This window comes from Pseudomonas sp. LB1P83 (assembly GCF_054897885.1).
In genome coordinates, this window is record NZ_CM142709.1 from 6,343,534 (window position 1) to 6,368,858 (window position 25,325).

The 25,325-nt window shown below is 57.0% G+C and carries 14 protein-coding genes, 2 tRNA genes, 4 rRNA genes and 1 pseudogene; 11 read left to right on the plus strand and 10 right to left on the minus strand.

The window, feature by feature from the left end:
• Positions 1-4: 4 nt before the first annotated feature.
• Both ACYZTY_RS29230 and ACYZTY_RS29235 read right to left on the minus strand, forming a co-directional pair.
• A complete protein-coding gene (locus tag ACYZTY_RS29230; protein ID WP_461956514.1) occupies positions 5-1,126 on the minus strand; it encodes a Re/Si-specific NAD(P)(+) transhydrogenase subunit alpha in 1,122 nt (373 codons plus the stop codon).
• Between the two features lie 435 nt (positions 1,127-1,561).
• Positions 1,562-2,461: a LysR family transcriptional regulator gene (locus ACYZTY_RS29235; RefSeq protein WP_461956515.1), complete on the minus strand. Its 900-nt coding sequence runs from the start codon at positions 2,459-2,461 to the stop codon at positions 1,562-1,564.
• A 157-nt stretch (positions 2,462-2,618) separates the two neighbouring features.
• Here ACYZTY_RS29235 and ACYZTY_RS29240 point away from each other — a divergent pair, with 157 nt between their 5' ends.
• The 8 genes from ACYZTY_RS29240 (at position 2,619) to rrf (ACYZTY_RS29275) (ending at position 11,141) form a co-directional block, all read left to right on the plus strand.
• Positions 2,619-3,800, plus strand: coding sequence for an acyl-CoA dehydrogenase (locus ACYZTY_RS29240; protein ID WP_010465741.1), 1,182 nt, complete (start codon positions 2,619-2,621; stop codon positions 3,798-3,800).
• A gap of 13 nt (positions 3,801-3,813) precedes the next feature.
• A complete protein-coding gene (locus ACYZTY_RS29245; protein ID WP_461956516.1) occupies positions 3,814-5,034 on the plus strand; it encodes a CaiB/BaiF CoA transferase family protein in 1,221 nt (406 codons plus the stop codon).
• A gap of 642 nt (positions 5,035-5,676) precedes the next feature.
• Positions 5,677-7,215: ribosomal RNA gene (locus ACYZTY_RS29250) — 16S ribosomal RNA — on the plus strand.
• 123 nt (positions 7,216-7,338) lie between these two features.
• Positions 7,339-7,415, plus strand: a tRNA-Ile gene (locus ACYZTY_RS29255).
• Positions 7,416-7,424: 9 nt separating this feature from the next.
• Positions 7,425-7,500 (plus strand) — tRNA-Ala (locus tag ACYZTY_RS29260).
• A 239-nt stretch (positions 7,501-7,739) separates the two neighbouring features.
• Positions 7,740-10,631: ribosomal RNA gene (locus ACYZTY_RS29265) — 23S ribosomal RNA — on the plus strand.
• A 173-nt stretch (positions 10,632-10,804) separates the two neighbouring features.
• Positions 10,805-10,920, plus strand: a 5S ribosomal RNA gene (gene rrf / locus ACYZTY_RS29270).
• Between the two features lie 105 nt (positions 10,921-11,025).
• Positions 11,026-11,141: ribosomal RNA gene (gene rrf / locus ACYZTY_RS29275) — 5S ribosomal RNA — on the plus strand.
• The 16S, 23S and 5S rRNA genes sit together here with 2 tRNA genes alongside, the layout of an rRNA operon.
• Positions 11,142-11,270: 129 nt before the next feature.
• Here rrf (ACYZTY_RS29275) and ACYZTY_RS29280 read toward each other — a convergent pair.
• Positions 11,271-12,284, minus strand: coding sequence for a FecR domain-containing protein (locus ACYZTY_RS29280; protein WP_461956517.1), 1,014 nt, complete (start codon positions 12,282-12,284; stop codon positions 11,271-11,273).
• Positions 12,284-12,453: pseudogene (locus tag ACYZTY_RS29285) on the minus strand (sigma factor-like helix-turn-helix DNA-binding protein); the annotation flags it as partial. The gene ACYZTY_RS29280 and the pseudogene ACYZTY_RS29285, both read right to left, overlap by 1 nt.
• 377 nt (positions 12,454-12,830) lie before the next feature.
• On the opposite strand from ACYZTY_RS29285, the gene ACYZTY_RS29290 reads away from it, so the two are divergent.
• Positions 12,831-14,711 carry a methyl-accepting chemotaxis protein gene (locus tag ACYZTY_RS29290; RefSeq protein WP_461956518.1) on the plus strand — a complete coding sequence of 627 codons (1,881 nt, stop codon included), beginning with the start codon at positions 12,831-12,833 and terminating at the stop codon, positions 14,709-14,711.
• Between the two features lie 128 nt (positions 14,712-14,839).
• Here the strand turns inward: ACYZTY_RS29290 and ACYZTY_RS29295 are convergent, their stop codons facing one another.
• The 5 genes from ACYZTY_RS29295 to ACYZTY_RS29315 form a co-directional block, all read right to left on the minus strand.
• A complete protein-coding gene (locus ACYZTY_RS29295; protein WP_461956519.1) occupies positions 14,840-15,307 on the minus strand; it encodes an SRPBCC family protein in 468 nt (155 codons plus the stop codon).
• A 27-nt stretch (positions 15,308-15,334) separates the two neighbouring features.
• Positions 15,335-18,745 carry an amino acid adenylation domain-containing protein gene (locus ACYZTY_RS29300; RefSeq protein WP_461956520.1) on the minus strand — a complete coding sequence of 1,137 codons (3,411 nt, stop codon included), beginning with the start codon at positions 18,743-18,745 and terminating at the stop codon, positions 15,335-15,337.
• Between the two features lie 13 nt (positions 18,746-18,758).
• Positions 18,759-19,688, minus strand: coding sequence for a diiron oxygenase (locus ACYZTY_RS29305; protein WP_461956521.1), 930 nt, complete (start codon positions 19,686-19,688; stop codon positions 18,759-18,761).
• On the minus strand, positions 19,685-20,461 hold the full coding sequence (locus ACYZTY_RS29310; protein WP_461956522.1) for a DUF3050 domain-containing protein: 777 nt from the start codon (positions 20,459-20,461) through the stop codon (positions 19,685-19,687). The genes ACYZTY_RS29305 and ACYZTY_RS29310 overlap by 4 nt, the downstream gene beginning before the upstream one ends.
• Before the next feature lie 713 nt (positions 20,462-21,174).
• On the minus strand, positions 21,175-21,885 hold the full coding sequence (locus ACYZTY_RS29315; protein WP_461956523.1) for a GntR family transcriptional regulator: 711 nt from the start codon (positions 21,883-21,885) through the stop codon (positions 21,175-21,177).
• A gap of 220 nt (positions 21,886-22,105) precedes the next feature.
• Between ACYZTY_RS29315 and lapG the strand changes: the two genes are divergently transcribed.
• Together lapG and lapD are read left to right on the plus strand one after the other, a co-directional pair.
• The gene (gene lapG, locus ACYZTY_RS29320) at positions 22,106-22,798 is read left to right on the plus strand and encodes a cysteine protease LapG (RefSeq protein ID WP_461956524.1); all 693 of its coding nucleotides are present in this window, start codon (positions 22,106-22,108) and stop codon (positions 22,796-22,798) included.
• Positions 22,799-22,812: 14 nt separating this feature from the next.
• The gene (lapD, locus tag ACYZTY_RS29325; protein WP_461956525.1) at positions 22,813-24,759 is read left to right on the plus strand and encodes a cyclic di-GMP receptor LapD; all 1,947 of its coding nucleotides are present in this window, start codon (positions 22,813-22,815) and stop codon (positions 24,757-24,759) included.
• 152 nt (positions 24,760-24,911) lie between these two features.
• Here lapD and ACYZTY_RS29330 read toward each other — a convergent pair whose 3' ends face one another.
• The gene (locus tag ACYZTY_RS29330; protein WP_461956526.1) at positions 24,912-25,250 is read right to left on the minus strand and encodes a tryptophan synthase subunit beta; all 339 of its coding nucleotides are present in this window, start codon (positions 25,248-25,250) and stop codon (positions 24,912-24,914) included.
• Positions 25,251-25,325 lie beyond the last annotated feature (75 nt).

Sequence of the window (25,325 nt, forward strand, 5' to 3'; positions counted from 1 at the left end):
CTGCTTAGGCGTTTTTGCGGATGACTTGGCCGTCGCGGCACATGAGGCACGCGGCGACGATGTCGTCTTCGAGGTTGATCTCGAACTGGCCTTCTTTATTGAAGACCAGCTTCAGGAAGTCCAGCAGGTTGCGTGCGTACAGGGCCGAAGCGTCTGCCGCGACTGCGCCGGCCAGGTTGGTCGGGCCGCAAATGGTCACGCCATTCTCGACCACGACTTGGTCGGCCACGGTGAGCGGACAGTTGCCGCCCTGAGCTGCCGCGAGGTCGATGACCACCGAGCCTGGCTTCATCTGCGCCACGGTTTCCGCGCTCAGCAGCGTCGGTGCCTTGCGGCCCGGGATCAGTGCCGTGGTGATGACAATGTCAGCCTGCTTGGCGCGTTCGTGCACGGCCAGGGCCTGACGTTGCATCCAGCTGGCGGGCATTGGACGGGCGTAGCCGCCGACACCGACAGCGCATTCGCGCTCTTCATCGGTTTCGTACGGCACGTCGACGAACCTGGCGCCGAGGGATTCGATCTGCTCTTTTACCGCAGGGCGCACGTCAGACGCTTCGATCACAGCACCTAGGCGTTTTGCCGTGGCGATCGCCTGCAAACCGGCAACGCCGGCACCCAGAATCAGCACGCGCGCCGCTTTCACGGTGCCCGCAGCCGTCATCAGCATTGGCATGAAACGTGGGTAGTGGTGGGCGGCCAGCAACACGGCTTTATAGCCGGCGATGTTCGCCTGGGAGGACAGCACATCCAGGCTTTGGGCTCGGGAGGTGCGCGGAGCCGCTTCCAGCGCGAACGCGGTAATGCCGCACTCAGCCAGCTTCGCAATGGTTTCATTGCTGAACGGGTTGAGCATACCCACCACAACGGTGCCGCTCTTGATCAGCGTAAGTTCGCTGTCGCTGGGGGCGACCACCTTGAGAATCAGCTCGGCACCAAACGCATCGTTGGCGTTGCCAATAATTGCACCTGCCGCTTCATAGGCACTGTCGATAACGCTGGCGTTAATGCCGGCGCCGCTTTGTACAGTGACCTTGTGACCCTGGCCGATCAGCTTTTTGATGGTTTCCGGGGTTGCAGCAACCCGGGTTTCACCCGTCTGGGTTTCGAGAGGAACACCAATGTGCACGTCAAATCTCCTGCGTGATCTTATTGAGTAAACCCAGGCACTTCGGATGGTGCGGCTGGGGCGGCCGATCAGCACGATCCCGCCAAATCTGGGCGGGGCGCGGCATTTTGCAGGCGAACTTTGTGCCCTTCAAGGGATTATGACGGGTGACGGAAAATTAACTACAAGTCACCCCGTGACCGAATGTCGCAACCAGCCGCCTCAATCCCTTGCAGGCCGTGCCTTGTAAGGATTCTGGCCGAATTTCAAGAATTTACACATCGGCACGGTGAATGAGGCGTCATTGCTGATGAATAGCGGCTCAAAGCCACGTCGGCAGGCACTTGTGGGACGTTTGTACTGCTTATCGATACAGTCTGCGAATATGCGACAAATACGTACATCTGTAGTGCTTTTGTTTTGCTGACTACGGGGTCAGCTAATGGGTGTAAGCCTTTATCCTTCTAGGCTGTAGCTTTGTGCCTGAGTGACCAGCCAATCGCGAAAGGCCCGTAAGGAGGCCGATTCGACCTTTCGCTCTGGAATCATCAGGTAATAGGCCTTGATGCTCGACAGTGCTTGGGGGTTGGCTATCACCAGGCGCTTCTCCGCCAGTTCGCGTTGAATCAGGAATGGCGGAATCAGCGCGATCCCCATGTCGTGCATCGCCGCTTGGGCAAGCATGGAGAATAGCTCGTAGCGCGGTCCTGTCATGTCTCGCGGCACATTAAGGTGCTGTGAGTTGAACCACTGGCGCCAGGCATAAGGGCGCGTGGTCTGTTGCAGCAGGGGCAATTCGGCGATTTGATCGGGAGTCAGGTTGGTTTTTTTGCCCAGTAGCGTGGGGCTGCACACCGGCATCGGATTTTCGCCCATCAGTCTGTGGGATTCGGTACCCGACCAGTCCGCATCGCCGAAGTAAATCGCGGCATCGAAGTCGGTGTCGGCAAACAGGAAGGGGCGTGTGCGGTTGGTGAGGTTGACCGTCACTTCCGGGTGTTTGTGCTGGAAGTCTTTTAGCCTTGGCAGCAGCCATTGGGTGCCAAAGGTCGGCACGACGGCCAGTTCGATCACGTTGGCGCCTTGTTGCCCCATCACTGACAAGGTGTCGCGTTCCACCGCGTCGAGTTGGGTGGCTACGCGGCGGCTGTAGGAAAGTCCGGCTTCCGTCAGCTTCACTCCGCGCCTTGAGCGTCGGAACAGTTCAACGCTGAGGAACTCCTCCAGGCTGGCGATCTGTCGGCAAATGGCGCCTTGAGTGAGCGAAAGCTCCTGCGCCGCTTTGGTAAAGCTTTCGTGGCGCGCTGCCGCTTCGAAGCTGATTAGGGCGGTGGTGCTAGGGATTTTCCGGCGCATGTACTTCAACCTCACTAATACATCGCATATAGGCTATTTCGCGACGTTACGGAGTGAGAAATTAGCACAACAGTATGCAAAATCCTCGTTTGCCGTAGCGCCAAACCCGGCCTAGGATCAGTCCACGTTATTTGACCCGATTCGAGAGGACACACTCATGGGCGGTAAAGCTAGCTTCAACTGGATCGATCCCCTGCTGCTGGATCAACAGCTCACCGAAGAAGAACGCATGATCCGCGACACTGCCGAGCAATTCGCTCAGCAGAAGCTTGCACCGCGTGTTCTTGAAGCTTTCCGTCATGAAAAGACTGATCCGGCGATCTTCCGCGAGATGGGCGAAGTGGGCCTGTTGGGTGCAACCATTCCCGAGCAGTACGGTGGCAGCGGCCTGAACTACGTAAGCTACGGGCTGATCGCTCGTGAAGTCGAGCGTGTCGACTCTGGCTATCGCTCGATGATGAGTGTGCAGTCCTCGCTGGTCATGGTGCCGATCAATGAGTTCGGCACTGAAGCCCAGAAGCAGAAGTACCTGCCGAAGTTGGCCTCGGGCGAGTGGATTGGTTGCTTCGGTCTGACAGAGCCTAACCACGGTTCCGACCCGGGTGCGATGATTACTCGTGCACGCAAAGTCGAAGGCGGCTACAGCCTGACCGGCAGCAAGATGTGGATCACCAACAGCCCGATTGCCGATGTCTTCGTGGTCTGGGGTAAGGATGATGCGGGCGACATCCGTGGTTTCGTTCTGGAGAAGGGCTGGAAAGGCCTTAGTGCTCCGGCTATTCATGGCAAGGTTGGCTTGCGTGCATCGATCACCGGCGAGATAGTCATGGACAACGTGTTTGTCCCTGAAGAGAACATTTTCCCTGATGTCCGCGGTTTGAAAGGCCCTTTTACTTGCCTCAACTCCGCACGCTACGGCATTTCCTGGGGCGCCCTGGGCGCAGCCGAGTTCTGCTGGCACACCGCTCGCCAGTACACCCTGGATCGTCAGCAGTTCGGTCGTCCATTGGCGGCTACTCAGCTGATCCAGAAGAAACTGGCCGACATGCAGACCGAAATTACCCTCGCGCTGCAAGGCTGCCTGCGTCTGGGTCGTATGAAAGATGAAGGCACTGCGGCAGTCGAGATCACCTCGATGATGAAGCGCAACTCCTGCGGCAAGTCCCTGGACATCGCGCGCATGGCGCGTGACATGTTGGGTGGCAACGGTATTTCCGATGAATTCGGGGTTGCTCGCCACCTGGTCAACCTGGAAGTGGTGAATACCTATGAAGGTACGCATGACGTCCACGCACTGATCCTCGGTCGCGCGCAGACCGGCATCCAGGCGTTCTATTAATAGGAGAACGTCCATGGGCGCGCTTTCGCATCTACGGGTACTGGATTTATCGCGGGTGCTGGCCGGGCCTTGGGCCGGACAGATCCTTGCGGACCTTGGCGCCGAAGTGATCAAGGTCGAGCGCCCGGGCAATGGCGACGATACGCGCGCCTGGGGGCCTCCCTTCCTGAAAGACGCCTATGGCGAGAACACCAGCGAGGCTGCCTATTACTTGTCGGCCAATCGCAACAAGCAATCGGTGACCATCGACTTCACGCGTCCGGAGGGGCAAAAGCTGGTGCGTGATCTGGCGGCCAAGTCCGACATCCTGATCGAGAACTTCAAGGTCGGTGGCCTGGCGGCCTATGGGCTGGACTATGAGTCGCTTAAGGCCATCAATCCGAATCTGATTTATTGCTCGATTACCGGGTTTGGTCAGACCGGGCCTTACGCCAAGCGTGCGGGTTATGACTTCATGATCCAGGGCTTGGGTGGGCTGATGAGCCTGACAGGTCGGCCTGAAGGCGATGAGGGCGCAGGGCCGGTGAAAGTCGGTGTGGCGCTGACAGACATCCTGACCGGGCTCTATTCGACGGTGGCGATCCTTGCAGCGCTGGCTCATAGGGATCATGGCGGTGGCGGTCAGCATATCGATATGGCGTTGCTTGATGTTCAGGTGGCGTGCCTGGCCAACCAGGCGATGAACTATCTGACTACAGGAAATGCGCCCAAGCGCCTGGGTAATGCTCATCCGAACATCGTGCCTTATCAGGATTTTCCTACGGCGGATGGCGACTTCATCCTCACCGTGGGTAATGACGGGCAGTTCCGCAAGTTTGCGGAAGTGGCTGGGCAGCCTCAGTGGGCGGATGACCCGCGCTTCGCGACTAACAAACTGCGGGTTGCGAATCGTACTGTGTTGATTCCGCTGATCCGTCAGGCTACGGTCTTCAAGACCACGGCTGAATGGGTGCTGCAGCTGGAGCAGGCGGGTGTGCCATGTGGACCTATCAATGACTTGGCCCAGATGTTTGCCGATCCTCAGGTCAAGGCGCGTGGGTTGGCTATCGAGCTGCCCCATGTGCTGGCCGGGATGGTGCCGCAGGTAGCGAGCCCTATTCGCCTGTCGGAGACGCCGGTGGAATATCGTAATGCGCCTCCGTTACTGGGTGAGCACACGCTGGAGGTTCTTCAGCGTGTATTGGGTCTGGACGCCGATGCGGTCGCCGCTTTCAAAGTGGCGGGGGTGCTCTGACGACTTCTTCTATATAGAGGGAGTGGTTTTGCTCTCCTATATAGAAGGGAATCGGTCTGTTTTCCGGCTTTCTGCAAGTTATTGATAGAAAGACTAAATTAGGGGTTGACGGCAGATTCTAGAAGTCTATAATTCGCCCCACTTCCGGCGCAGTCGAAACGGAAAACTCCTTGGTAAACAATGAGTTACGCAGTTTTCGACAGCGAGTTGCTTCAGGTCATCGAAGCCCAGAAGGAGTTGATCAGGCAAGGTTGTAGGGCTTGATTGACGGTTCGATCTTCTCGGTCGAAAGCGGAGAAAAAGAGGTGTTGACAGCAGCGAGTAACGCTGTAGAATTCGCCTCCCGCTAACGAGAGATCGGAAGCGCAAGTGGTTGAAGTTGCAAAGGAAACTTTGAAAGCTTCTGAAAATAACCGCTTGACAGCAACAGAGGCTGCTGTAGAATTCGCGCCTCGGTTGAGACGAAAGATCTTAACCAACCGCTCTTTAACAACTGAATCAAGCAATTCGTGTGGGTGCTTGTGGAGTCAGACTGATAGTCAACAAGATTATCAGCATCACAAGTTACTCCGCGAGAAATCAAAGATGTAACCAACGATTGCTGAGCCAAGTTTAGGGTTTCTTAAAAACCCAAAGATGTTTGAACTGAAGAGTTTGATCATGGCTCAGATTGAACGCTGGCGGCAGGCCTAACACATGCAAGTCGAGCGGCAGCACGGGTACTTGTACCTGGTGGCGAGCGGCGGACGGGTGAGTAATGCCTAGGAATCTGCCTGGTAGTGGGGGATAACGCTCGGAAACGGACGCTAATACCGCATACGTCCTACGGGAGAAAGCAGGGGACCTTCGGGCCTTGCGCTATCAGATGAGCCTAGGTCGGATTAGCTAGTTGGTGAGGTAATGGCTCACCAAGGCGACGATCCGTAACTGGTCTGAGAGGATGATCAGTCACACTGGAACTGAGACACGGTCCAGACTCCTACGGGAGGCAGCAGTGGGGAATATTGGACAATGGGCGAAAGCCTGATCCAGCCATGCCGCGTGTGTGAAGAAGGTCTTCGGATTGTAAAGCACTTTAAGTTGGGAGGAAGGGCAGTAAATTAATACTTTGCTGTTTTGACGTTACCGACAGAATAAGCACCGGCTAACTCTGTGCCAGCAGCCGCGGTAATACAGAGGGTGCAAGCGTTAATCGGAATTACTGGGCGTAAAGCGCGCGTAGGTGGTTTGTTAAGTTGGATGTGAAATCCCCGGGCTCAACCTGGGAACTGCATTCAAAACTGACAAGCTAGAGTATGGTAGAGGGTGGTGGAATTTCCTGTGTAGCGGTGAAATGCGTAGATATAGGAAGGAACACCAGTGGCGAAGGCGACCACCTGGACTGATACTGACACTGAGGTGCGAAAGCGTGGGGAGCAAACAGGATTAGATACCCTGGTAGTCCACGCCGTAAACGATGTCAACTAGCCGTTGGGAGCCTTGAGCTCTTAGTGGCGCAGCTAACGCATTAAGTTGACCGCCTGGGGAGTACGGCCGCAAGGTTAAAACTCAAATGAATTGACGGGGGCCCGCACAAGCGGTGGAGCATGTGGTTTAATTCGAAGCAACGCGAAGAACCTTACCAGGCCTTGACATCCAATGAACTTTCCAGAGATGGATTGGTGCCTTCGGGAACATTGAGACAGGTGCTGCATGGCTGTCGTCAGCTCGTGTCGTGAGATGTTGGGTTAAGTCCCGTAACGAGCGCAACCCTTGTCCTTAGTTACCAGCACGTAATGGTGGGCACTCTAAGGAGACTGCCGGTGACAAACCGGAGGAAGGTGGGGATGACGTCAAGTCATCATGGCCCTTACGGCCTGGGCTACACACGTGCTACAATGGTCGGTACAGAGGGTTGCCAAGCCGCGAGGTGGAGCTAATCCCAGAAAACCGATCGTAGTCCGGATCGCAGTCTGCAACTCGACTGCGTGAAGTCGGAATCGCTAGTAATCGCGAATCAGAATGTCGCGGTGAATACGTTCCCGGGCCTTGTACACACCGCCCGTCACACCATGGGAGTGGGTTGCACCAGAAGTAGCTAGTCTAACCTTCGGGAGGACGGTTACCACGGTGTGATTCATGACTGGGGTGAAGTCGTAACAAGGTAGCCGTAGGGGAACCTGCGGCTGGATCACCTCCTTAATCGACGACATCAGCTGCTCCATAAGTTCCCACACGAATTGCTTGATTCATTGAAGAAGACGATAGAAGCAGCTTTAAGCTCCAAGCTGATAGCTCACAGCTAACAGTTACGCGCTCGAAATTGGGTCTGTAGCTCAGTTGGTTAGAGCGCACCCCTGATAAGGGTGAGGTCGGCAGTTCGAATCTGCCCAGACCCACCAATTTTGTATGGGGCCATAGCTCAGCTGGGAGAGCGCCTGCCTTGCACGCAGGAGGTCAACGGTTCGATCCCGTTTGGCTCCACCATTAACTGCTTCTGCTGTTAGAGTTTAGAAATGAATATTCTGAAGTGAATATTGATTTCTAGTCTTTGATTAGATCGTTCTTTAAAAATTTGGGTATGTGATAGAAAGATAGACTGGACGTTACTTTCACTGGTAACGGATCAGGCTAAGGTAAAATTTGTGAGTTGCTCTTAATTGAGTATTATCGAATTTTCGGCGAATGTCGTCTTCACAGTATAACCAGATTGCTTGGGGTTATATGGTCAAGTGAAGAAGCGCATACGGTGGATGCCTTGGCAGTCAGAGGCGATGAAAGACGTGGTAGCCTGCGAAAAGCTTCGGGGAGTCGGCAAACAGACTTTGATCCGGAGATGTCTGAATGGGGGAACCCAGCCATCATAAGATGGTTATCTTAAGCTGAATACATAGGCTTAAGAGGCGAACCAGGGGAACTGAAACATCTAAGTACCCTGAGGAAAAGAAATCAACCGAGATTCCCTTAGTAGTGGCGAGCGAACGGGGACTAGCCCTTAAGTGGCTTTGAGATTAGCGGAACGCTCTGGAAAGTGCGGCCATAGTGGGTGATAGCCCTGTACGCGAAAATCTCTTAGTCATGAAATCGAGTAGGACGGAGCACGAGAAACTTTGTCTGAATATGGGGGGACCATCCTCCAAGGCTAAATACTACTGACTGACCGATAGTGAACTAGTACCGTGAGGGAAAGGCGAAAAGAACCCCGGAGAGGGGAGTGAAATAGATCCTGAAACCGTATGCGTACAAGCAGTGGGAGCCCACTTTGTTGGGTGACTGCGTACCTTTTGTATAATGGGTCAGCGACTTATTTTCAGTGGCGAGCTTAACCGAATAGGGGAGGCGTAGCGAAAGCGAGTCTTAATAGGGCGTCTAGTCGCTGGGAATAGACCCGAAACCGGGCGATCTATCCATGGGCAGGTTGAAGGTTGGGTAACACTAACTGGAGGACCGAACCGACTACCGTTGAAAAGTTAGCGGATGACCTGTGGATCGGAGTGAAAGGCTAATCAAGCTCGGAGATAGCTGGTTCTCCTCGAAAGCTATTTAGGTAGCGCCTCATGTATCACTGTAGGGGGTAGAGCACTGTTTCGGCTAGGGGGTCATCCCGACTTACCAAACCGATGCAAACTCCGAATACCTACAAGTGCCGAGCATGGGAGACACACGGCGGGTGCTAACGTCCGTCGTGAAAAGGGAAACAACCCAGACCGTCAGCTAAGGTCCCAAAGTTATGGTTAAGTGGGAAACGATGTGGGAAGGCTTAGACAGCTAGGAGGTTGGCTTAGAAGCAGCCACCCTTTAAAGAAAGCGTAATAGCTCACTAGTCGAGTCGGCCTGCGCGGAAGATGTAACGGGGCTCAAACCATACACCGAAGCTACGGGTATCACTTAGGTGATGCGGTAGAGGAGCGTTCTGTAAGCCTGTGAAGGTGAGTTGAGAAGCTTGCTGGAGGTATCAGAAGTGCGAATGCTGACATGAGTAACGACAATGGGTGTGAAAAACACCCACGCCGAAAGACCAAGGTTTCCTGCGCAACGTTAATCGACGCAGGGTTAGTCGGTCCCTAAGGCGAGGCTGAAAAGCGTAGTCGATGGAAAACAGGTTAATATTCCTGTACTTCTGGTTATTGCGATGGAGGGACGGAGAAGGCTAGGCCAGCTTGGCGTTGGTTGTCCAAGTTTAAGGTGGTAGGCTGGAATCTTAGGTAAATCCGGGATTCTAAGGCCGAGAGCTGATGACGAGTTACCCTTTGGGTGACGAAGTGGTTGATGCCATGCTTCCAAGAAAAGCTTCTAAGCTTCAGGTAACCAGGAACCGTACCCCAAACCGACACAGGTGGTTGGGTAGAGAATACCAAGGCGCTTGAGAGAACTCGGGTGAAGGAACTAGGCAAAATGGCACCGTAACTTCGGGAGAAGGTGCGCCGGTGAGGGTGAAGCATTTACTGCGTAAGCCCATGCCGGTCGAAGATACCAGGCCGCTGCGACTGTTTATTAAAAACACAGCACTCTGCAAACACGAAAGTGGACGTATAGGGTGTGACGCCTGCCCGGTGCCGGAAGGTTAATTGATGGGGTTAGCTAACGCGAAGCTCTTGATCGAAGCCCCGGTAAACGGCGGCCGTAACTATAACGGTCCTAAGGTAGCGAAATTCCTTGTCGGGTAAGTTCCGACCTGCACGAATGGCGTAACGATGGCGGCGCTGTCTCCACCCGAGACTCAGTGAAATTGAAATCGCTGTGAAGATGCAGTGTATCCGCGGCTAGACGGAAAGACCCCGTGAACCTTTACTATAGCTTTGCACTGGACTTTGAATTTGCTTGTGTAGGATAGGTGGGAGGCTTTGAAGCGTGGACGCCAGTTCGCGTGGAGCCAACCTTGAAATACCACCCTGGCAACTTTGAGGTTCTAACTCAGGTCCGTTATCCGGATCGAGGACAGTGTATGGTGGGTAGTTTGACTGGGGCGGTCTCCTCCTAAAGAGTAACGGAGGAGTACGAAGGTGCGCTCAGACCGGTCGGAAATCGGTCGTAGAGTATAAAGGCAAAAGCGCGCTTGACTGCGAGACAGACACGTCGAGCAGGTACGAAAGTAGGTCTTAGTGATCCGGTGGTTCTGTATGGAAGGGCCATCGCTCAACGGATAAAAGGTACTCCGGGGATAACAGGCTGATACCGCCCAAGAGTTCATATCGACGGCGGTGTTTGGCACCTCGATGTCGGCTCATCACATCCTGGGGCTGAAGCCGGTCCCAAGGGTATGGCTGTTCGCCATTTAAAGTGGTACGCGAGCTGGGTTTAGAACGTCGTGAGACAGTTCGGTCCCTATCTGCCGTGGACGTTTGAGATTTGAGAGGGGCTGCTCCTAGTACGAGAGGACCGGAGTGGACGAACCTCTGGTGTTCCGGTTGTCACGCCAGTGGCATTGCCGGGTAGCTATGTTCGGAATAGATAACCGCTGAAAGCATCTAAGCGGGAAACTAGCCTCAAGATGAGATCTCACTGGGACCTTGAGTCCCCTGAAGGGCCGTCGAAGACTACGACGTTGATAGGTTGGGTGTGTAAGCGCTGTGAGGCGTTGAGCTAACCAATACTAATTGCCCGTGAGGCTTGACCATATAACACCCAAGCAATTTGCATGCTTCGAGCTGAAAAGCGAAAGAGCGCCAGATTGCGGTGTGTGAAGACGAAACGAACCGAAAGTTCGAGATACTCACAAAACACCAAACTATCGCATACCCATTCGCTGGAGCGTGACCTCGCAAGAGAGAACGACCCGGCTACCGAATTTCTTGACGACCATAGAGCATTGGAACCACCTGATCCCATCCCGAACTCAGCAGTGAAACGATGCATCGCCGATGGTAGTGTGGGGTTTCCCCATGTGAGAGTAGGTCATCGTCAAGATTAAATTCCGAAACCCCAATTGCGCAAGCAGTTGGGGTTTTGTTTTAGTAGAAGTCACCAATTTTGCTGGCACGTTACGGCTGTAACGGGCTGGTCACAGAATTTCTTGACGACCATAGAGCATTGGAACCACCTGATCCCATCCCGAACTCAGCAGTGAAACGATGCATCGCCGATGGTAGTGTGGGGTTTCCCCATGTGAGAGTAGGTCATCGTCAAGATTGAATTCCGAAACCCCTGTCTGCTAACGCAGACAGGGGTTTTGTCGTTCTGGAGTTCTAAAAACTTCACTCCAGACTACTCTTTGCGCGCCTTACTGCTTCTGCGAGCCACCAACGCCCAACAATAATTCAGACTTGCCGCTCCAGCGTCACCCACCAGCGAGTGCGGTGGCGCAACTGCACGGGCAGGGTTTGCGGAAGGATGGCCAGCAGCTTATCGGTGTTCTTCAAACGGAAGACTCCCGACAGCCGCAAGTCGGCAATGTCCGCTGAGCACGCCAGATAACCGTGCCGGTAGCGTGCGACTTCATTGAGAAAATCCCCGAGGCGCATGTTGCGAGTGACGATCAGGCCATCGACCCACGCCCCGGCATCCATATCCAGAGGCGGAGCCAGCTTCGCCTGGTTGTGATCGATCAAATAATTCTGTCCGGCCTGTACCCGAATCGGCTCACCGTCGGCGGCCCGTGGCGAATGAATCGCCACCATGCCACTGGTGACACTGAGGCGTGTGCAGTCATCGTCCTGGCGCAGGATGAACCGCGCACCCACACCTTCATATACGCCGTGCCGACTGTGTACCCGCAACGGTCGGTCAAATGAAGACGCTTCATCGCTCCCGCCGCAGGTCACGATGATCTCGCCGCGCGTCAGTTTGATCAGCCGTTGCTGCGCGGTGTAATCGAGATCCACCGCGCTGGCAGTGTTGAGCTCAAGGCGGGTGCCGTCGGGCAATTGGAAACCACGTCGCTCACCCATGGCGGTGGCGAAGTCGGCGGTCCATTGTTGCCAACCCACCGCATCCTTGCCCAGCCATGCCACAGAACCCATCAGCAATGCGCCCGACAGCAACTTCAGAGCTTGTCGACGTCCCAATCCCTGGGCGCTGTTTTCCAGCGTGTTGAAAGCAACTTGAGCACCGGGCACCGCACGCAGATTGCTGCTCAACTCGTGTTGCAGGGACTGCACACGCCGCCACGCCAATTCGTGTTCAAAATGCTCAGCGCGCCAGACATCGCATTGCTGGCGCAACCTTGGATTGGCCGCATTGTTGCGCAGCCGCAGCAGCCAATTGATGGCCTGTTTGACCACCTTCTGCTGAGGTTCACCGCGCCGGTGAAGTGACGAGTTATCCACAGACATCACGCTTCATACCGCAAGACATAGCAGTGATACAGCGCATCAGCGACATAACGTTCCACCGACTCAGGGACAAGCCCATCTGCTCGGCAATCTGCTTGTGAATAAGTCCTTCGCACTGAGCCAACAAAAATGCCTGACGCACTTTCGGCTTCAGGCATTCAAGCATGCGATCGCGCAGCCACGCGTTGAGCCAACCGTGATGGCTACTGTAAAGCGTCTGAACGGCAAACTCAGGTGAGGACATGAACGCGGCAGCCCTAACGTCACAAATGATAATTAGTCGCATTGTCATCAAGGGTTACGGAATTTGCAACTGCCGGTCTAACAACCGTCATCACAAAAATACTATTCGATCGCTCTAGCGTGCCGTTCGGCGGGAATGCCGGGCATTTCTTACAAACCCCTAAGATTTCTCCGATTTGTGCCGACAGACTGGTGAGACATGCGTGCACCAAAGTAGAGCGGACGAAGAATGCCGCCTGCGCTGTTACATGGAATGTTGCACCTGGAACGCATCCCCACTTTTTGCATAAGAAGTCCCATGAAATGAATCTCAAATTCAGCCATAAAATCCTTCTGGCCGCCTCTGGCGTCGTGGTGCTGGCTTTTGCGTTGTTCACTTTGTACAACGACTATCTGCAGCGAAACACCATCCGGCAAAACCTCGAATCCTCCGTCCAGCAAGCCGGCGATCTGACCGCCAGCAGCGTGCAGAACTGGATGAGCGGCCGTGTGCTGGTGCTGGAAAACCTCGCACAGAACGTCGCTCATCAAGGCGCCAGCGCGGACCTGCCAGGCCTGGTTGATCAACCAGCCTTCACCTCGAACTTCCAGTTCACCTACGTTGGCCAGGCCAATGGCGTGTTCACGCAACGCCCCGACGCGAAGATGCCGGACGGTTACGATCCGCGTCAGCGTCCCTGGTACAAACAAGCCGTGGCTGCCGACAAGACCATGCTGACGCCGCCGTATATGGCCGCCGTCGGTGGTTTGGTGGTGACGATCGCGATGCCGGTGAAAAAGAACGGCCAATTGCTGGGCGTGGTCGGCGGTGACCTGAGCCTGGAAACCCTGGTGAAGATCATCAACTCGGTGGACTTCGGTGGCATCGGCCACGCGTTCCTGGTCAGCGCCGATGGTCAGGTGATCGTCAGCCCGGACAAAGACCAGGTGATGAAAAACCTGAAGGACATTTATCCAAACTCCGGCGTGCGCATCGAGAAGGGTAATCAGGACGTCACCCTGAACAAGCAGGACCGCATCCTCTCGTTCACTCCGGTGAGCGGTTTGCCGAATGCCGAGTGGTACATCGGTCTGTCAATCGACAAGGACAAGGCCTACGCGCCGCTGAGCCAATTCCGTACCTCGGCGCTGATCGCAATGTTCATCGCCGTCAGCGTTATTGCAGTGCTGCTGAGCCTGCTGATCAACGTGCTGATGCGTCCGCTGACCACCATGGGCCGCGCGATGCAGGACATCGCCCAGGGTGAAGGTGACCTGACCCGTCGTCTGGCCGTGGAAAGCAAAGACGAGTTCGGCGAGTTGGGCGGTTCGTTCAACCAGTTCGTTGAGCGGATTCACGCGTCGATTTCCGAAGTGTCCTCGGCGACCCGTCAGGTCCACGATTTGTCGCAGCGCGTGATGGCATCGTCCAACGCATCGATCGTCGGTTCCGACGAACAAAGCGCGCGCACCAACAGCGTGGCGGCGGCGATCAATCAACTGGGTGCCGCTACTCAGGAAATCGCCCGTAATGCCGCCGATGCTTCGCAGCACGCCAGCGGCGCGAGCGAGCAGGCGGACGACGGTCGTCAGGTGGTGGAGAAAACCATCCTGGCCATGACCGAGCTGTCGCAGAAAATCAGCCTGTCCTGCACCCAGATCGAAACCCTGAACGCCAGCACTGACAACATCGGGCACATTCTGGATGTGATCAAAGGCATCTCTCAGCAGACCAACTTGCTCGCGCTCAACGCCGCCATCGAAGCGGCGCGTGCCGGTGAAGCCGGCCGCGGTTTTGCGGTCGTAGCGGACGAAGTGCGCAACCTGGCGCATCGCACGCAGGAGTCGGCGGAAGAGATCCACAAGATGATCACCTCGCTGCAAATCGGTTCTCGCGAAGCAGTGACGACCATGAACGCCAGTCAGGTCTCCAGCGAAGAGACTGTCGAAGTGGCAAACCAGGCGGGCCTGCGACTGGTCAGCGTGACCCAGCGTATCGGCGAAATCGACGGCATGAACCAGTCGGTGGCCGCGGCGACCGAAGAGCAGACCGCCGTGGTGGAAACCCTCAACGTCGACGTCAACCAGATCAACTTGTTGAACCAGCAGAGCGTGGCCAACCTCAATGAAACGTTGAAGGATTGTGATGCGCTGTCGTTGCAGGCGAACCGTTTGAAGCAGTTGGTGGATAGCTTCAAGATCTGATTCAGGTCAGTTCTACCGCGTTATCGTTCTTCGCGAGCAAGCTTCGCTCCTACAGAGTTTTACGATGCCCTTGTAGGAGCGAGGGTTGCCCGCGAAAGCGGTAGACCAGTCACCGCTGAACCTAAGCCTTAAGCAAACAGCTTCAACACATTATTCATCGCATCATCCGCAAACCCCTGCACAAAATCCTTGAACCCCGGTAACGCCTCATCACCCCCCTGCGCCGGCTCGGCAATGATGGTCCAGGTCGCCCGCGACTGGCCCGCACCCAGCGGTTCAACACTCATCGCCGCCCACAAACTGGCCACGCCCAGCGTGTTGTAAATCGTGGTCCACGTCATGTTCAGCGCCTGGTCATCCCGCGAGTTGAGTTGCTCGACCACCACGTTACCGTCCTTGAAGAATTTCTTGCGCAGCGACGACACGCCTTCGCCCGTCATCTCGATGTGCGACAGCGCCGGAATGAATTGATCGAAACCGGCAAAATTGCCGACCACTGCCCAGACCTTCGCTGAGTCAGCCGGCACTTCTACTGACGACACGACGTGGCAGCCTTGAGGGTTTTTGATCAGGGTATCGGGTTGCAGAGTGCTCATGGTCTTGCTCCATTGGGTTTGAGTGAATCAGATGAAATTGATTTCTTTGAGGTAATCGCAACCGCGACGCAGCAGCGCCGGGGATTTTTCCGGGTAGTGCGCGCCCATCTGCCGAACGCCGGCCTGCGCGTTGTCGTGGCCGATCATCGAGATGTCGCCGATGTCTTCCTCGAAGCCGTTTAGGTAGAAACCGAGCACGCCGAACAGCGCGTTGTCGCTGTCGACCCGGCCCAGTTGCTGCTGCCAGTCGGCAACGCTGACCATGGAAAACTCCCGCCCAGCCTCACGGAATGACGCGACGTAGTCGTCCCAACTCAGGGGCTCAGGGTTGTGCAGGTTGAACACCGCTTTTTCAGGCGAATATCGGCTGGCGTGAAAGGCGATGAAGCGGGCGAGAAAGTCCACCGGCATCAGGTCAAAGTTCAGCGCGAACTCCGGCACCTGACCGAGCTGGATCGAACCCTTGAGCATCAGCATCAAGCGATTTTTATGCGGCTGACAGACGCCGGTCAGGCTGTTGAAACTGATGTTGCCGGGGCGATAAAGATTGACCCGCACCCCAAGCTCGCGCGCCCGTTCGAGGATCCGTTCGCCGACCCACTTGGACAGGTTGTAGCCGTTCTTGATGTAGATCGGCGGGGTCTGCGCGGCAGGCAACTCCAGCACCCGACCGTCGTCGGCAATCGTGCTGGACGCCGACAGCGTGGAGACAAAATTGAAGATCTTCTTGCTGCGCCCCTCGCACAGCCGAAGGCATTCGAAAATCGGCTCGACGTTGTCCCGCGCCAGAGACTCGTAATCGAGCACGTGATTGACGTTGGCGGCGTTGTGCACCAACGCGCCGAACTCCCGGTCGAGACGCTCGTAAACGTCCGCATCGAGACCCAATGCCGGGCGCGTAATATCCGCCGCGTAAACCTGCACCCGACTCAGGTCCAGATGCTCCAAACGGTTTTCCCGCAACGCGTGAGCGAAGCGCTCCGCCGCCGATTGCCCGCCGCCATCGCGCACCAGGCAGGCGACTTCACTGACGCCCCACGCCAGCAACGCCTCGACGATGTGCACACCGACAAAACTGTTGGCGCCGGTGACGATTACCTTGTGCACATCGCCCAGGCGGCTGATGGGCAGCGGCTGAATATCCAGCTCGCGGAAGGCATCCGCCAGCGCCTGCGCGCTCAGGACTTCCTCGGTGCCGGAGCCGCGTACCAACGTTGCCAACTTCGCAATGGTCGGCAATTCAATGAAGCGGTTGATCGAGATGCTGCGGCCGAATTCCTCACGCAATCGCAGCAGCATCCGTGACAACAGAATTGAATGACCGCCCAGATTAAAGAAACTTTCGTCGGTTGAAATATCACTGGTCGGCAGCTCCAGCAGCTCGGCCCAGATCTCCAGCAACAGCGCTTCATCGGCACTGACGGGCAAGCGCCGCAACGTGTGTTCGGAAACATTCACCGGCATTGCCAGCAGCGCTTTGCGGTCGACCTTGCCGTTGCTGGCGAACGGCATACTCGGCAGCTCGGTCCAGGCGATGGGTTGCATGTAGTCCGGCAAAAACTGCGTCGCATGAGCCTTCAACGCTTCGCGAGCGACGCCGGGGTGTGCCTCCTGAGGTTGTGCGAGAAAGGCCAGAATCCGTCGCTGACTGTCGATGACCACCGCCACCTGGCGGTACAACTGACTGTCGCGCAGGCAGCGTTCGATCTCTTCCGGCTCGACCCGAAAGCCGCGAATTTTCACCTGATTGTCCCGCCGTCCACACAGCTCGATACCGTCGCGGGTCCATTTCGCCATGTCTCCCGTCCGGTAGGCGCGCAGGCTCTGGCCGTCCGGCAAGTTCAAGTCCAGGTAACGCTCGGCGGTCTGCTGCGGGTTGTTCAGATAACCCAGGCACACCCCCGGCCCGACGATGTACAACTCACCGACGGTCTGCTCGGCCACCGGTTGAAACGCTTCGTCGAGAATCAGCACCTGGCTGTTGGCAATCGGCGCCCCGAGTGTGCGGTTGCTGTCGCCGGCGCGCAGCTGACGCGCGGTGATCAGCACCGTGGCTTCGGTCGGGCCATAGAGGTTGTAGAGGTTGCCCTGACGGGTGAGCTGCTCGATGACATAGGGCTCGCAGACGTCGCCGCCGGTCATCACATGATCCAGAACCTGCAACTGATCCAGCGGCAGAATGCTCAACAGTGCCGGCGGCAAAAACGCATGGCTGAGGCGTTGATGGCGGATCAGCTCGACCAGCTGCAAGGGATCGCGGCGCTGGTCGTCGCTCGGCACGATCAGCTCGGCGCCCTGAAGCAGGGTCGGGAAGATATCGATCAGCGAGGAGTCGAAACTCAACGATGAAAACTGCAAGGCCCGACTTTGCTCGGTCAGCTGCACATAGTCTGCGTACCACGCGGTGAAGTGCGCGAGGTTGGCCTGGCTGAGCAATACCCCTTTGGGATGCCCGGTGGTGCCCGAAGTGTAGAGCGCCATGCAGGGCGCATCGAGGTCGGGTCGCTGGCGCATTAAGGGTTGGCCGAGGTCGACGTCTGCGAAGTCGATGCGGCTGATGTCCAGCCCCGGCATTTCGTCGGCGAGGGGATGCTGGCCGTCATGCAGTAACAACACAGCCCCGGCATTCGAAAGAATGTACTGCTGACGTTGCAGCGGGTGGCTCGGCTCCAGCGGCAAGTACACCGCGCCGCTGCCCAGAATCGCCAGGATCCCCGCATACAGCGCACTGCATTTCGGCAGGCAAACCCCGACCACCAGCGGCCCTTGATGCTGAGCGAACAATGGCAACAAGCGCTGCTGGATCGCGCGGCTGTGGGCGTGCAATTGCCGATAGCTGACCGAGGTACCGTCGATGTTAAGCGCAGGGCGTTCGGCGGACTCGACGAAGCGCTGCTCCAGACGCTCGATCATCGGGATCCGGGCGAGTTGCTGCAGCCACGGTTGAGCCGTGTTGTTGAGTTGATGGATGAACGCCAGGCCCTCTAGAAATTGCAGGCTTTCCACCCGCTCGAAGCGAGCCGCCGCTGCCGGTTCGGCGTGCAGAAAATAGCCTTCATCCCGGGAGAACCGGCTGACCAGCAGCGCGACGTGATCCACCAGTTCCGCCACAGCTCGCAGGCGTAATGCCTGGCCGTTTCCCGAAGGTTCATCGGCAATCGGCACGCGAGTGAACAGTCTTGATCCGTGCATGCACAGCAGGTCTATCGGCGGCAGCCCGCAGATGCCTGACTCGCCGACGTCCAGTTGCAATGTCAGTTGCGGCGCATCACTCAGGACTGAAAACGCTTGGCTAGCATCATCGATCAGCAAATCAAACGATGGCGGCTCGTCGAACGCCCCAAGCCGCGCCAGCGAATGACCATGCTGTTCAAGTTCCTGCGCCAGGTCGGTCAAGGCCTGGCTTTGCCCAATGAGCAGAATGTCGAGACGTCTCATGATGTTCTCCTCGTTAAACCAGGTAATCGCTGAGGGCGTCTTGCACGCACGGCGAATCGAGCAGCGAACTGCTGCGGAAAAACCGCACGATGTTGGCGACCAGCGGGTGATGACGATTGATCGGGAAGGCCATCCCCGAGATTTCGTTCTTGAGTGCCTGGCGTGCCGCGTCGCTGATCTGCAAGGATTCGATCAATCGGAAGTCGAATGACTTCTGGATGTCGTTGGTCAGGTAATGGCCGATGAACACCGGCAAAATCTGTGCGATCTGCTGGCGGTCGTCTTCGCTCGCGGTGTGCCAATAGATGCGCACCATCCGCGACCAGAACCCTGAGTGGCGGCCTTCATCGAGCAAGTGGTCGGCCATCAGGCCCTTGATCGATTGCTTGACCGTGTCGTCCTTGGCGAACGCCGCCACATCGCCGGTCACGGTGTTCTCGGCGATGGCCACGCAAATCAGTTCCACGGCGCTGCGCAAGTGTTCCGGCGCGAGGGCCACGGCTGCCGGAATCGCCCGGCTCAGCTCGATTTCATCCGGCAGCTGGATCGGCGTGATGCCAGTCATGGCGACGGTCTGCTGCATGAAATCCATCGCCACCAGCGCGTGGTAATCCTCGTCCACCACCACGGTCATGGCGTCATACCGACAGGCGAACGGGAACGCCACGGCGAAGCGATTCTTGGCGATGCTGCGGGCAGTCTTGTCGACGATCTCGGTTTCGAAAATCACCACGTCGTTGATGAATTTGTAGAGCGTTTGCACCAACGCGAAGTCCCGTTGCTCCGGGCATTCGCGCAGGAAGGTTTCACTCAGTACCAGTGGCTGGCGGCTCAACGGATAGATCAGCTTGTCATCGTTCTCCAGCACTCGCCGTGGCCGCGTGCGGATGGTGGCGCGGCTCTCCCAGGCGTCGGCGAAGGATTGGTAGTCGGCGGCGTTCATGCGTTCACCTCAGGCATAGGTTCGCTCATGCTCAGACGCAAACCGTCCCAAAGGGCGATGCGGCTTTCCACAGCGGCAATGGCGCTGGCGTAGACGTCTTCTTCGCGTTGCAAATCGCCATTGACCAGCCGTGCCAGGAGTTTTTCTGCCGCCGGGCCATGGTCCTCGGAGTCGACTTCGATGTGCCGCTCCAGGTAATACCGGAAGGTCGGCGCTTGCTCGATGCCAATGCCCCAGTCGTCGAGAATCCGCTGGAACATCTGTGGAATAACACTCTCACGACCATGCAAAAACGCAGCAGCGACACTGTGTCCCGGCGCATGCAGCGCGGTGTGCAAGGTGTGCCGCACGAACTGCGCGGCCGCCGGATCGACATCAACGCTTTGCAGTGCCACGTCGTAACTCACGCCTTCTTGTTGCAACGCCACGAAGCGTTCGACAGCGACCGTGCTGGCACCGACTTCGCGCATCGCATCCAGGTACAACTCAAAATGACTGTAATGACCCTGGGCCGGACGATCGTCGGACTCTTCACCCAGCACAATCTCATTGATTAGACGCGCGGCCTGCGGATCTCGCGGCGGCAGCCAAGGCAGTTGAACGCAGGTCAGTTCCTGTTGCAGCCGCTTGGTCAGCGACATGAAATCCCACACCGCAAAGACATGGGTTTCCATGAAACGTTGAAGTACCGATAGTGAATGAATTTCAGAAAAGATCGGGTGCGCACTAAGTTCTGCTTTCTTCTGAATGAGGCGGTCTTTATTCGTTTTCATGAGCGAGCCTATAAGTGATCTGAAATGCCGTTAAGGGTGTTGTGATCAATAAGTGACGGTCGTTAACGTTTTTTATTGGCGAGCGAATGCCTCAATTAAATTGATGTCATCAAGTGCGATAAAGTCGTTTCGGTGCCGTGTTTTCTGGCGGCGGAGAAAAACTAATACACGAACAAAGAGTCGGGCAAGTTATTTTTATATAATTTGCAAGTTGTGTTTTCTCGCGCGCGACAAGTTCCGATAAAACTATAAGTGTCAGTTTTATTTGGGCGTAGTTGCTCCTTTCGACGAAGTATCGTCAAAATTCAAATAAAGAGTGAATGCCTCACTCAAAGCAACTTTCAAAGTTGTTCCGTTGAATGCTTCAAGGGGTGGAAGTTGGCTGGGATTGACGCCGGTGCTTCCTTTCCCGTGACAAGACTCCTTCCGTAGGTTCTTGGTGCGAGGACTGCGCCGCCAATGCGGTGCGTCGCCCGTTCATTATTCGTTGGCAGCCCAAGAGTGAGCGTAAATCACGGCCGCCGCTATCGCCCGGACGTCATCTTTGCTGGCGTATTGATGGAACTGAGGGAGGTCTGTCGATGGCAAGGCGTTAGGGAAGGGAAGTTCGGTCGCTGGATAGCTCGGTGTGAGCACAGGGGATGTGTAAGGAGATTATTCACGGCAAACCCGACGCGCAGTTCAAACTGCGCGCCCAGGTTTGGCGTCGGGATTTACCTGGATGTTTTCTTGTTCAGCGCTTCCGGGCTGTTGAGGTAACGCGTGATCACCTCTACACCGCGATTGAGGTGATTTTCGAGCAGCTTCACCGAGCGTTCGATGTCGCGGTCTTCGACGGCAAGCAACAGCGCTCGGTGGTCTTCCTGGGATAATTTGCCCAGGCCCATGGCTTCCAGGTTGAAGCGCAGGAAGCGCTCTTCTTCGTTCAGCCCTTCTTCGACGAGCCGCAACAGCCGGCCGTTAGGTGCCTTGCAATAAAGCGCCATGTGGAAGAGGCGATTGAGGCGGCCGATCTCGCTGTAATCGTGTTCCGTTTCCATGTCGTCGATATGCCTGGCGGCCTGTTCGAAGTCTTCCTTCTCCAACAAGGGAATCGACAGGCGCAGGGCCTCGGATTCCAGCAGGATTCGCAACGCATAGGTTTCGACGGCATCGCCCTGAACCAGCGGTGCAACCACTGCGCCTTTGTGGGCGATAACGTTGAGCAGCGCCTGGGCTTCAAGCTGGCGCAAGGCTTCGCGCACCGGCATGCGGCTGACGCCGAACAGGTCGGCCAGATCTTGCTGGCGCAACGCGGTGCCGCAGGGAATACGCCCGTCGAGAATGGCCGAACGCAGGGTTTCTTCAATCACCGAACGCGCCAAGTGAGCTGGAATCGGCCCGTTGACCTTGATACTGCTGAGGGGGTTGGGCTTCTGTGTCACGACTACGCACCCTGTTTGGCTGAAATATTTGGATCCAAATGGACACTAGTGACTGCCATGCAGCTTGTCAAACGGACAAAAGATCGCCGCCCGCGACTTTTCATGTCATTCACCATTCAAAGTCTAGCGCGCCGCCGGTGATTGCACCGTGCCATTGTCTTTTAACGGGCTAACCTGCACCATCAACCGAATTCCACCTGCCTGACCTGGATGCCTCGCATTGGCGGTACGTTTCGCGATCCCTCGGACTTTGCGCTGGCTGTGCTGCGCGGTGCTGCTGGCCGGCGCCATGCTGGGCGGGCTGCATGCCGATTGGGATTTTTCGCTGATCAGCCGCAAGGCGCAGGCCTTGTACGGGCCGTTGGGCGACGGGAAGCCGCGGATCGATGCCTGGCAGCAGTTGCTGGCCACGCAAAAACAGGCCAGCGAGCTCGAACAGCTCAATGTGGTCAACCAGTTTTTCAACAAACAGGTGCGCTACGTTGAGGACATCGACCTGTGGCACGAGGTCGACTATTGGGAAACCCCCATCCAAGCCTTGTGGAAAGGCGCCGGCGATTGTGAAGACTACGCAATCGCCAAGTACTTCAGCTTGCGCCATCTCGGCGTTTCCAGTGACAAGCTGCGCATCACCTACGTCAAGGCGTTGCGCCTGAACCGGGCGCACATGGTGCTGACGTACTACTCGAGCCCCGAGGCCATGCCGCTGGTACTCGACAGCCTGATCGATGCGATTAAACCGGCCAGCCAACGAACCGATCTGCTGCCGGTCTACTCTTTCAATGCCGAAGGGTTGTGGTTGCCGGGCGCCAAGGGCAACAAGAAAGTCGGTGATACCAAACGCTTGTCTCGTTGGCAGGACGTGTTGAAGAAAATGCAGGCCGAAGGTTTCCCGGTCGAGACGACTAACTAGGAGCACGCGCTCAGATGTCTTTGTTCAAACAGCTGTTGATCGCTATCTGTCTGTTCCTGGTGATCGCCTTCACCGGCAGCTTCATGGTCAGCCTGGAAAGCTCGCGCACCCAGTACGTCAACCAGTTGCGCTCCCACGCCCAGGACGCCGCGACCGCATTGGCGCTGTCCCTGACGCCGAACATCGACGACCCGGCGATGGTCGAGTTGCTGGTCAGCTCGATCTTCGACAGCGGTTATTACGCGAGCATCCGCGTGGTCGACCTCAAGACTGACCAGACCATCGTCGAGCGCAGCGGCATTCCGGCGGTGAACAACGTGCCGGACTGGTTCGTCAAAATGATTGGCCTGGAGCCGGCCGGTGGCGATGCGCTGGTCAGCCGTGGCTGGGAACAGGCTGCGCGGGTCGAAGTGGTCAGCCATCCGATGTTCGCGTTGGCCAAACTGTGGCAGAGCGCGTTGGGCAGCCTCGGCTGGTTGCTGATCTGCGGTGCGGTGAGCGCGGTGTTGGGCGCGCTGTTGCTGCGTCGACAACTGAAGCCGCTGGACTACATGGTCAAGCAATCCCACGCCATCGCTCGCCGCGAATTCCTCAGCCTGCCGGAACTGCCGCGCACTCCGGAACTGCGCCGTGTGGTGCAGGCCATGAATCAGATGGTCGAGAAGCTCAAGGCGCTGTTTCAGGAACAGGCCGAGCGCAGTGAAAAGCTGCGGGTCGAGTCCTATCAGGACAACCTGACGGGCCTGGCCAACCGTCGCTATTTCGAGATGCAGTTGAACGCCCGGGTGAGCAATCCGGAGCAGGCGAGTTCAGGTTATTTGCTGCTGTTGCGGGTCAAGGACCTGGCCGGTTTGAACCAGCGGCTGGGCGGTCAACGCACCGACCAATTGTTGCAAGCGGTGGGCGAGCAGCTGTCCCGCGAGTGCGCCAAGTACCCGGAAACGCAAAACCTCGTCACGCGGATCCGTGGCGGTGAGTTCGCCGTGCTGGCGCCGGGGCTGGTGCGCGAAGAAGCGCTGCAACTGGCGCAGAACCTCGACAGTGCCTTGGCGAGCCTGCATGCCACCGGCGCCACTGACGTGGCCTCTGTGGCGTCGATCGGGCTCGCGCCGTTTGTTCATGGCGACTCACCGCAAGCGGTGCTCGGGTTGGGCGATCAGGCGTTGGCTCAGGCTGAAGGGCAGGGTGAACAGAGTTGGGCGTGCCTCGACCACAGCGCCTCGGCCAGCGTCGGCGATGACCATCACGCCTGGAATAACTTGCTGGATCAGGCGTTGAATCAGCGGCGTTTCCAGTTGTATTTCCAGCCGGTGGTGGCCAGCCAGGACACGCAACTGGTCCTGCATTACAAGGTGCTGTCACGGTTGATCGACGACGACGGCCAGACCATTCCCGCCGGACGCTTCCTGCCGTGGCTCGAGCGCTTTGGCTGGACCGCGCGCCTGGATCGGCTGATGTTGGAGCTGGTGCTTGAGCAGATGGCCGAGCATCAAGAGTCGCTGGCGCTGAACCTGTCTTCGGCGACGTTGGCCGATCCGCAGGCGCTGAACAAGATTTTTGAGATTTTGCGTGTGCACTCCGATCTCGGTCCACGGCTGACGCTGGAAATCGGCGAGGAGCAATTGCCCGAGCAAGCGATGCTGGAAGAACTGACGCGGCGTCTGCATGAGCTTGGGTTCTCCCTGAGCCTGCAACGGTTTGGCGGGCGCTTCAGCATGATCGGCAACCTGGCGCGGCTGGGGTTGGCGTATCTGAAGATTGACGGCAGTTATATCCGGGCGATTGATCAGGAAAGCGACAAGCGCTTGTTTATCGAGGCGATCCAGCGTGCGGCGCATAGCATTGATTTGCCGTTGATTGCCGAGCGGGTGGAGACCGAAGGGGAGTTGCTGGTGATTCGCGAGATGGGGTTGTATGGGGTTCAGGGGCAGCTGTTTGGTGAACCGAAGCCCTGGCAGTGAGGCTTTAAGATTTGGTCGTCTGGGAGTCCGCGTTCGCGGGCAAGCCTCGCTCCTACAGGTCGGGGTGTTCGCGCGATTGCGGCACACGTTAACCTGTAGGAGCGAGGCTTGCCCGCGAAGGCGTCGGCAAAACCAACATCGAAGGCGGAGTCTTAAATCAACCCCGTCTCATCATCATCAATCAAATGACTCAACCCACCCAACGCCTCACGGGCCTGGTTCCGGTCCATCAGTTTGGCCTGAGCAGCGGCCGGCAAGTCGGTGACGCGGATCACGCCTTTGCTGGTCAGCACCTGAATCAAGTCGTCGAGTACCCGGATCATTTCCAGGTCGCTCTGCTTGAGCTGTTTGAGGCTGGTTTCCATCACTTCGTTGGCATACCAGGCCTGGATTTCATGGTGGTCAGCCGGCAGCGTTTCCGTGGCCTCGGCGTAGGCTGCGGCTTCCACGCGCACTAACTGACCTTGCGCATCGCGTTGCACGTAGAACATTGAGCATCCCTCAGAAATGAACCAGCGTCATGCTGTCAGCAGCATAGGCCAACTGGACGCGAGTATGCGGTGCGG